The sequence below is a fragment of the Streptomyces albidus (ex Kaewkla and Franco 2022) genome, assembly GCF_013870515.1.
In the GTDB taxonomy this organism is placed as follows: domain Bacteria; phylum Actinomycetota; class Actinomycetes; order Streptomycetales; family Streptomycetaceae; genus Streptomyces; species Streptomyces albidus.
Genome location: NZ_JACBXA010000238.1, coordinates 1 through 9044, shown reverse-complemented (window position 1 = coordinate 9044; position 9044 = coordinate 1). Strand labels below are relative to the sequence as shown.

7 protein-coding genes, 1 pseudogene and 1 riboswitch are annotated in these 9044 nt (G+C 69.9%); of the genes and pseudogenes, 3 read left to right on the top strand and 5 right to left on the bottom strand.

Going from position 1 to position 9044, the window contains the following annotated elements; all coding sequences use genetic code 11:
* On the bottom strand, positions 1–2327 hold a 2327-nt coding region (pcrA, locus tag H5J26_RS25025; protein ID WP_181768227.1), incomplete at its 3' end, for a DNA helicase PcrA.
* Positions 2328–2535: 208 nt separating this feature from the next.
* Positions 2536–2726, top strand: a riboswitch (cyclic di-AMP (ydaO/yuaA leader).
* Positions 2727–2733: 7 nt separating this feature from the next.
* Between pcrA and H5J26_RS25020 the strand changes: the two genes are divergently transcribed.
* Positions 2734–3831, top strand: coding sequence for an NlpC/P60 family protein (locus H5J26_RS25020; RefSeq protein WP_181768226.1), 1098 nt, complete (start codon positions 2734–2736; stop codon positions 3829–3831).
* Positions 3832–3917: 86 nt separating this feature from the next.
* On the opposite strand, the gene H5J26_RS25015 is transcribed toward H5J26_RS25020, so the two are convergent.
* Entirely contained in the window at positions 3918–4271 is a 354-nt protein-coding gene (locus tag H5J26_RS25015; RefSeq protein WP_181768225.1) for a hypothetical protein, read from the bottom strand.
* 44 nt (positions 4272–4315) lie between these two features.
* A complete protein-coding gene (locus H5J26_RS25010) occupies positions 4316–5521 on the bottom strand; it encodes a cytochrome P450 family protein (RefSeq protein WP_181768224.1) in 1206 nt (401 codons plus the stop codon).
* Positions 5522–5763: 242 nt separating this feature from the next.
* On the opposite strand from H5J26_RS25010, the gene H5J26_RS25005 reads away from it, so the two are divergent.
* Positions 5764–7128: a hypothetical protein gene (locus H5J26_RS25005; protein ID WP_419183848.1), complete on the top strand. Its 1365-nt coding sequence runs from the start codon at positions 5764–5766 to the stop codon at positions 7126–7128.
* Between the two features lie 238 nt (positions 7129–7366).
* Positions 7367–7912: a DoxX family protein gene (locus H5J26_RS25000; RefSeq protein WP_181768222.1), complete on the top strand. Its 546-nt coding sequence runs from the start codon at positions 7367–7369 to the stop codon at positions 7910–7912.
* A gap of 102 nt (positions 7913–8014) precedes the next feature.
* Here the strand turns inward: H5J26_RS25000 and H5J26_RS24995 are convergent, their stop codons facing one another.
* Positions 8015–8350 carry a hypothetical protein gene (locus H5J26_RS24995; protein WP_181768221.1) on the bottom strand — a complete coding sequence of 112 codons (336 nt, stop codon included), beginning with the start codon at positions 8348–8350 and terminating at the stop codon, positions 8015–8017.
* A pseudogene (locus H5J26_RS24990) lies at positions 8347–9044 on the bottom strand (cell wall-active antibiotics response protein); the annotation flags it as partial. The gene H5J26_RS24995 and the pseudogene H5J26_RS24990, both read right to left, overlap by 4 nt.

The window sequence follows — 9044 nt, the reverse complement described above, 5'->3', positions numbered from 1 at the left end:
GGACAGTTCGCGGTCCTCAGCGGTGTCCGCGAGATAGACGTCGCCGCTGAACAGGTCGTCGCCGCCGCGCCCGTACGCCTCCAGTCCACATAGACGTCGGGAATCTCCTCCAGGAACCGGGAGGGCGGGTTGTAGGAGGGCTGGCCCCACGCGCTGCGCAGCACCGACCGCGTCAGATACAGCCGTTGGCGCGCACGCGTGATGCCCACGTACGCCAGCCGGCGCTCCTCCTCGAGCTCCTTGGTCTGCCCGAGGGCGCGCATGTGCGGGAAGACGCCGTCCTCCATGCCTGAGAGGAAGACGACGGGGAACTCCAGGCCCTTGGCCGTGTGCAGCGTCATCAGCGTGATGACGCCCGTCTCCTCGCCCTCCTCCTCGTCCGGGATCTGGTCGGAGTCCGCCACGAGCGCGACCTGTTCCAGGAAGTCGGCGAGCGTGCCGGGCTCGTCCTCGCCGCGCTCCTGCTCGAACTCCAGGGCGACGGCTGCGAGTTCCTGGAGGTTCTCGATGCGTGTCTCGTCCTGCGGGTCCGTGGAGGCCTGCAACTCGGCGAGATAGCCCGTCTGCTCCAGCACCGCTTCCAGAACGGTCGCAGGCCCGGCCCCCGACTCGACGACGGTGCGCAGCTCCTCCATCAGGACGTTGAAGCGCCGCACGGCGTTGGCGGAGCGGGCCGCCATCCCGTACGCCTCGTCGACGCGGGCCAGCGCCTGCGGAAAGGTGATCTTCTCGCGCAGCGACAGCGCCTCGATCATGGCCTCGGCACGGTCCCCGATGCCGCGCTTGGGCACGTTCAGGATCCGGCGGAGCGGCACCGTGTCCTCGGGGTTGGCCAGCACGCGCAGGTACGCCAGCACGTCGCGGACCTCGCGCCGCTCGTAGAAGCGCACGCCGCCGACGACCTTGTACGGCAGCCCGACCCGGATGAAGACCTCTTCGAAGACACGGGACTGTGCGTTCGTGCGGTAGAAGACCGCCACGTCACCGGCCTTGGCCTCACCGGCGTCCGTGAGCCGGTCGATCTCGTCCGCGACGAACTGTGCCTCGTCGTGCTCGGTGTCGGAGACGTAGCCCGTGATGCGGGCGCCCGCACCGGACTCGGTCCACAGGTTCTTCGGGCGGCGGTTCTCGTTCCGCTCGATGACGGCGTTGGCGGCGCTCAGAATCGTCTGTGTGGAGCGGTAGTTCTGCTCCAGCAGGATCGTCGTCGCGTCGGGGTAGTCCTCCTCGAACTGGAGGATGTTGCGGATGGTGGCACCGCGGAAGGCGTAGATGGACTGGTCCGCGTCGCCGACGACGCACAGCTCGGCCATCTCCGGCGCGGCCTGCTCCTCGTCGCCCTCACCGCCGGCACCGGGCACTCCCGGCGCGGCGCCCGTGCCGACGAGCTCGCGCACGAGGGTGTACTGGGCGTGGTTGGTGTCCTGGTACTCGTCGACGAGCACGTGCCGGAAGCGGCGGCGGTAGTGCTCGGCGACGTCGGGAAACGCCTGGAGCAGATGGACGGTGGTCATGATGATGTCGTCGAAGTCCAGAGCGTTGGCCTCGCGCAGCCGTGCCTGGTACATCGTGTACGCCTCGGCGAGCGTCTTCTCGAAGTTGTCGCCGGCCTGGGCCGCGAAGTCCTCGTCGTCGATCAGCTCGTTCTTGAGGTTGGAGACCTTCGCGCTGAACGACTTCGGCGGATACCGCTTGGGATCCAGGTCCAGGTCGCGGCAGACCAGCGCCATCAGCCGCTTGGAGTCGGCCGCGTCGTAGATCGAGAAGGAAGAGGTGAAGCCGAGCTTCTTGCTCTCCCGGCGCAGGATGCGTACGCACGCGCTGTGGAAGGTCGACACCCACATCGACTGCGCACGGGGCCCGACCAGTTCCTCGACGCGCTCCTTCATCTCGCCGGCAGCCTTGTTGGTGAAGGTGATGGCGAGGATCTGACCGGGGTGCACACGACGTGCTGCCAGCAGGTAGGCGATGCGGTGCGTCAGCACCCGCGTCTTGCCCGACCCCGCACCGGCGACGATGAGCAGCGGTGAGCCCGTGTGCACCACGGCGGCACGCTGCTCCTCGTTCATCTCCTCCAGCAGCGCCGCCGCGTCCACCACGGTGCGCGGAGCCCCGCCCCGGTGATACGAAGCGCCCCCGCCTCCCGCATCGGGGCCGCCCGGCCCCTCGTAGGTGCCCGCGAAGAGAGCGTGCGGGATCTCGCCCTCGCCGTGGTGGTCGGCCTCGGGGGGAGGCGGGTGCTCCTCGCCGTGCCCGGGAGGGGGGCCGTCCTGCGCGCGTACGGGCACGAGGCCGGCCAGGAAGCTGTCGTCGAAGAGGCTGCTCATCGTCGAAAATTCTAGGCTCTTCCGCTGACACTCCCCCACGGCCCGGCGGTGTCGGGGAAACCCCGCGGACGGCCGACCTGAGACAAGTCGCCCTCGATAACGAACAGATATCGGACGTATCACCTACTGGCCTTCACACGCACCCCACAACTCCGCTACCGTGCCGTGCCAGACGGCCCGCACCGCTAGTCGGCGAAAGCGTCGGCACGGGTCGCCTCCGCCGAGTCCGACCCGGCAGTGCCGCCGGAGCCGGGGACCCACCGCGTACGCGACACCGCGTCCGCACCTGGGGTGAATCGGGCCGCAAGCGCCGCTCAGAGCGTGTGCACGGCCCGTAGGGCAGCCTTCCGTTCGCCCGAACCCGTCAGCTAACCCGGTAGGCGGTTCACGGAAGGAGTTGCCGGCCTTGGCGTCCCACCGCAAGCCGCGCACCCGGATTCTCAAGTCCGCCACCACGATGCGCGGCGCGCTCGGAGTAACCACCGCCGCCCTCGCCTCCGTCTCCCTTCTCTCCCAGAGCGCGCAGGCCGCGCCGGACGACGGCAAGCCGTCGATCTCGGAGGTCAAGAAGAAGGTCGACAAGCTGTATCAGCAGGCGGAGAGTTCGACGCAGAAGTACAACGCCGCGAAGGAGAAGACGGACGAGCAGCGCGAGAAGGCCGACCGATCCCTCGACGCGGCGGCGAAGCGCACCGACAAGCTCAACGACGCTCGGCGCACCCTCGGCAACTACGCCACCGCGCAGTACCGCAACGGCGGAATGTCCGAGACCGCCACACTCCTCCTGACGGAGGAGCCGCAGCAGTTCTTCGAGCAGACGCGCGTGCTGGACCGGATGACGGGCCGCCAGAAGCTGGCCGTCACCGACTACGAGCGGCAGCAGAAGGCCGCGGAGACGAAGCGCAAGGCGGCCACCGAGGAGCTGGACTCGCTCGCCGCCTCCCAGAAGGCGCTGAAGAAGAACAAGCAGGATGTCCAGGCGAAGCTCTCCGAGGCGCGCAAGATGCTCTCGAAGCTGACGGCGGAGCAGAAGGCCCGTCTGGCGGCGATCGAGAAGAAGAAGGAAGAGGCGGCCCGCAAGGCAGCCGAACGGGCGGAGAAGGCACGGCAGGACGAGGCCGGTTCCGAAGCGGGCAAGGGCGGCGCCACGGACTCGGCCGCGGCGGCGAAGGTCATGAGCTTCGCCAAGAAGCAGCTCGGCAAGCCCTACGTGTGGGGCGCGACCGGGCCGGGCTCCTTCGACTGCTCCGGGCTCACGCTCGGAGCCTGGAAGAGCGCCGGGATCACGCTGCCCCGCACCACGTTCGACCAGGTGAACGTCGGCACCAAGGTCTCCAAGTCGCAGATGAAGCCGGGCGACCTGATCTTCTTCTTCGACGACGTGAGCCACGTGGGCATATACGCCGGCAACGGCCAGATGATCCACGCGCCGAAGCCCGGTGCCGAGGTGCGCTACGAGACCATCGAGAACATGCCGTTCCACTCGGCGAACCGGCCGGGCTGACCCGGGGCGGGCACGACGGCACCACGCGGCGGGACGCCGGCGGCGGTACGGGCGGAAGGATCAACTGCCCGCTGTCGCCGGCGTCTTCACGTCCAGAGCACCGCGATGAAAATGTTGGCGATCGTCAGTGCGCCGACCGTGCCGAACAGCGACGCCGGCACCTTCTCCTCGTCCCTCTTCACATAGACCAGGCCGAGGATCACGACGAGCAGCGCGAGCTTCACGCTTATCTTCACGTTGTTGACCGGGTCGTCGTCCGCCTGGTTGAGCCCGACGAGGACCATGCCGGTCACCAGCATGGTGAATGCGCCGTGCAGCATGCCGGAGTTGAAGCGGGCCTGGTCCGTACGCATCGCCTTCATCTGGAAGAGGAAGCCGCCCAGCAGTGCGGCGATGCCGATGACGTGAAGGCCGACGAAGACATTGATGAGTGCGCCCATGGCGGGGAGCGTAGCCAAGTGCGCTCACGCCCCCCCGCGCCGGGTCACCAGCGGACGGGCAGCTCCCGTACGCCTCGGATGAGCATCCCCGGAATCCAGGACAGCCGTGCCTCGTCCACATCGGGCGTGAGGCCGGGGAAGCGCTCCAGAAGCGAGCCGACCGCGATCCGGCCCTCCAGCCGCGCCAACGGAGCGCCCAGGCAGTGGTGCAGGCCGTGCCCGAAGGCGATGTGGCCCCGGGCGTCCCTGCGGACGTCGAACCGTTCCGGCTCCTCGAAGCGCGCCGGATCGCGGTCGGCGTCGGCCATGGAGATCAGCACGATCGAGCCCGCCGGGATGGTCACGCCGTCCATCTCGACGTCTTCCAGGGCCAGTCGCTCCGTGCAGGACTCCACCGGGCCGTCGTAGCGCAGCATCTCCTCGATCGCCCCGTCCAGCAGACCGAAGTCGGCGCGCAGGGCGGCGAGTTGCTCCGGATGCGCGAAGAGCGCCCGCATGCCGTTGCCGATGAGGTTGACGGTTGTCTCGTGACCGGCGACGAGCAACAGGACGCACATGCCGATGAGTTCGTCGGGCGAGAGGCGGTCGCCACCCTCGTCGACGACGTGGATCATCGCGCTGAGCAGGTCCTCGCCCGGGGCCTTCCGCTTCGCGCCGATGAGCTCGCTGAGGTAGGCGGGCATCTCGACGTAGGCGCGGCCCTGCGCCTCCTGCCCGGTGGGCGCCACCATCTCGTTGGACCAGCCGCGGAACGCTTCCCGGTCCAGCTCGGGCACGCCGAGCAGTTCGCAGATGACGGTCATGGGCAGCGGGAACGCGAAGGAGGCGATCAGGTCCGCCGCGCGCTCCGGCCGTGCCTGCATCGCGTCGAGCAGTTCGTCGGTGATCTGCTGGACGCGCGGGGCCAGCGACTCGACGCGGCGCGGCGTGAACTCCCTTGCCACGAGCCGCCGCAGCCTTGTGTGGTCCGGCGGATCCGACATCAGCATGTGCGCGAGCGCCGGCGTCGGGACGTCTTCGGCGCCGGTCAGCTGCCCGAGGCTCCCCGACTTCAGCCAGTCACGGCTCAGCCGCGGATCGGTGAAGGCGGTCCGGCAGGCGTCGTATCCGACGACGAGCCACAACTCGACGCCGTCGGGGCCGCGTACGTGATGGACGGGCCCCTCTTCCCGGAGCTTCGCGTACACCGGATAGGGATCGCATACGAAGTCCGGACTGAGCTGCGTCAGACCGACGGGCCGAGCCACCATGCTGTTCCCCCTGGTTCCTCTGTTACTGGTCCGAACTAAACGCTAGTGCTGCCGCGTTCACAGATGAACGTAGCTTTCGGACATTTGCCCTGGGATGCTCCCGGTCGTTGGAACCTTGCGGTTCCCGCTCACACGGCCGGGTGACGAAGGCGGCCCTGCCGCACCTTCGAGGGTTCCGGTAGGGCACAATGCGCCTTTCACCGACGGTGTTTGAGACAGTGCTCGAGAGGCGGGGTTGCGCAGTGGCCGTGGACACGGCACGTGACGGCACGACAGGCGGCGGCAGTGCAAGCGATGAGGCCGTCACCCCGCACAAGTCCGCTCACCCCGACACCCGTTCCGATACGCGGCCCGAAGCCCGTACAGCCACGCACTCCACGCGTTGCACCTGCGGCGACTGCCCGCACGGTGCCCGCGCCGGACACCGCAACGCCCTCGCGGACTTCCGCCGTCGCCGTGACGAACTCGCCGACGGCGGCGGCCTTCCCGCCGCTCTGGCGCACTCGCCCGGCGCCTCACGTCAGTGGGTCTCGGACGAGCTGACCCGCGCCGCCCGTACCGTCGCCGACCGCGGCCGCGAGGAGGGCGCCTTCAGGATGGCGTCCATGTGGCGGCGCACCGTCATCAGCGTGTGGGCGGTTGTCGGCGCGCTGCTGCTGGGGCAGTTGCTCACCGCCATCGCTGCGGGCTGGTCCGTCGCGCGTACCGCCACGCTCATCGCGGCGTTCGTCGCCGCCGGCCTGGTGTCTCTCGCCGCGTATCTGCACCGTGCGCGCGGGGGTGCCCTCGCGCCGCTCATCGGTGAGGACAACCGTCTCTCCACCTCGCGGACGGTGGCGGCGGCGTGGATCTGCCTCGCCGTGTACGACGTCCTGGTCCTCGCCCTGGAGCTGGCCGCCCGTTCCGGGCGCGCCGAGCGCAAGGAGCTGCTGACCGGGCTCGAACTGTCCCAGGGCGCCGGGCTGTTGACGGTCCTGGCGCTGAGCTGTGCCATAGCGGTCTTCGTGCGCCGCACCGTCACGGTCCGGGTGCAGCAGCAGCGGCTGCAGAAGGTGCGCGCCGACCGTCCCCGTGCTGCCGACCTGCTCACCGACGACGCGGGCCGCGGTTCCTTCTGCGACGTGCAGTACGTCCTGATCAGCGGCGTCGCCGTCGTCTTCGCCGCGGTGCGTCTGGGCCGGCAGCCCGACCAGCTTCCCGACCTGCCCTGGAGCCTGGCCCTGCTCGTCGTGGTCTCCGCGGCGACGTACCTCGCGGGCAAGTACGCCGAGGGCGGCCGTCCCGTCGTGCTGTCCGTGGTGCGGGCACGCGAGATCGGGGACCTGCACGCCCCCATCCGCACCGGCGACGACATCGAGATCCGCGGTGCGGGCTTCGTGCCCCCCGGCGCGGACGAGCCCGACCGGCTGGCCCGCATGGTCGTGCGTGTCGGCGCCGTTCACGTCCCCGTTCCGCTGATCCCGGTCACCGGCGGGTTCGCCAACCCCGCCGACTCGACGCTCACCGTTCCGGTGCCCGTGGAGGTCGAGCCGGGTCGGGTCGAGGTCCAGGTCGTCACGGCGGCGGGCGTCGAGACCAACCGCTACCCCATCGACGTCGCTGACTGAGGCGGGCTGACCGGCGCCGAAGGAGCGTCGGCCCCGCCCACCGCACGGACCGCCGGAACCAGTTGGTCCGGTCTGTCCTGAATCCGAAGCCACCCGCGCCTCACCGGACACACCGCTTGTGCGCTGGAGTGTTCATACAGGGTGTGTGTTCGACCACAGCCGCGTACCGTGTCGACCCTTCGCAGGCCCCGGACGGGCATGCGGTGGTGGCGGCACCCTCGGGAAGGTGGGACGTGGCATGGCTCTGACGGATGGACCCACGACGGTCAGCGGCATGGACGGGCCGGTGAGCGGTCCACCGGGCAGCATCCGGGCAAGGGCGTCCAAGTACGCGCTACTGCCCCTCCGCCTCTTCCTCGGCGCCACGTTCCTCTACGCCGGCCTGGACAAGGTCACCGATCCCTCCTTCCTCTCCGGCGAGGGCAGCGGATCGCTGGCGCAGCTGCTGGACTCGGCGCGTGACGCCGCGGCGATACCCGCGATGATCGACCTCGCGCAGAACGACCCGCGCACGTTCGGCATCGCCATCGCCGCCGGTGAGATGGCAGTCGGCCTGGGCGCGATCGTCGGCCTGTGGACCCGGCTGGCCGCCTTCGGCGGCATGCTCCTGTCGCTGAGCCTGTGGCTGACGGTCAGCTGGGCGAGCGACCCGTACTACTACGGCAACGACCTCCCGTACATGATGGCCTGGGTCCCGCTCATCTTCGCCGGAGCGCCGACCTTGTCGCTCGACATGGCCATCTCACGCAAGCGCCGCCGCAGGGGCAGGCACATCTTCGGCTGAGCCGGACCAGGGGCAGGCAACGGGCGTGCGGGCCGCGGGAGTTCACAGCCGCGGCCCGCACGCCTGTCCCCGGCCGAGCGCCGGACACCGGTCCAGTGCCGGTCAGAGACCGCCGGACTGCCCGGAGCGGTCGTCGCCGGAACGCCCGTACCCCTGCCGCAACTCGTCCACGGGCATGCTCTCCGGTGGATGTGCGTTCGGCCCCGCAGGACCTGCGGGCGGCTCCTCCACCGCCCGGCGCTTCAGCCGCCGGCGCACGAGGAAGGTCGCCCACGCGGTGAACGCCGCCATCATCAGCGCGACGGGCAGCATCGGCAGCAGCAGCCAGGTGGGCACCTGCCACTGACCGAGCGCGTCCATCACGTACGTCAGCGCTGCTACCGCCATCAGCAGGCCGAGCAGCAGCCGGGCGGGTTCGAAGCGGTGCCTGTTCATCATTCGCCCTCCTGCCCGACCCGGCCCGCGGGCGCGAGGGCCCTGTCGGAGCGTCCGTCGGAGCGTTCGCCGGAGGCGAGAAGCCTCACGATCTCCATCTGCCCCACGGCGAGATCGACCGACAGCTTGACCGTGCCCTTCGGCTCGCGCGCGTCGGGCGGCCGCAGCGTCAGCCGTTCGTGCTTGTCCACGCCCGAGAGACTCCTCATCACGAAGCCGCCCTCGAACGGATTCGTCCGTGCGGGCAGGCGGATCTCCCCCGCGCCCAGGTCCGCGTCGAGTTCGACCCGGGCGTCACGGGGCACCACCACCTTCAGGACCCCGGCACCCACCGTCGCCTTGGTGCGTACGACCTTGTGGTCACCGGTGAACCGGACGTTGCGCAGGTTCAGTTCGCCCTCCCCGGCGTCCAGCCGGTAGGAGGGCGCCACCTCCGACGCGGACGCGGGGGTCCACGTGACGTCCCGCCAGTCCGTGCCGATGCTCTTCGGGATCAGCGAGGCGCCGGCGAGCATCACGGCGGTGACGATCACCAGGAAGATGGTGCCGAAGCCGACCCGGCCGACGAACGCGCTGACGACGAGCCCGATCGCGTACACCCCGAGGGCGCAGGCCAGGCCCACCGTCAGGCTCGCGCCCAGGGGCCGGGAGTCCCATCCGGTGGAAGCGCCGGCCAAGGCGGCAACCGAGGCCAGCA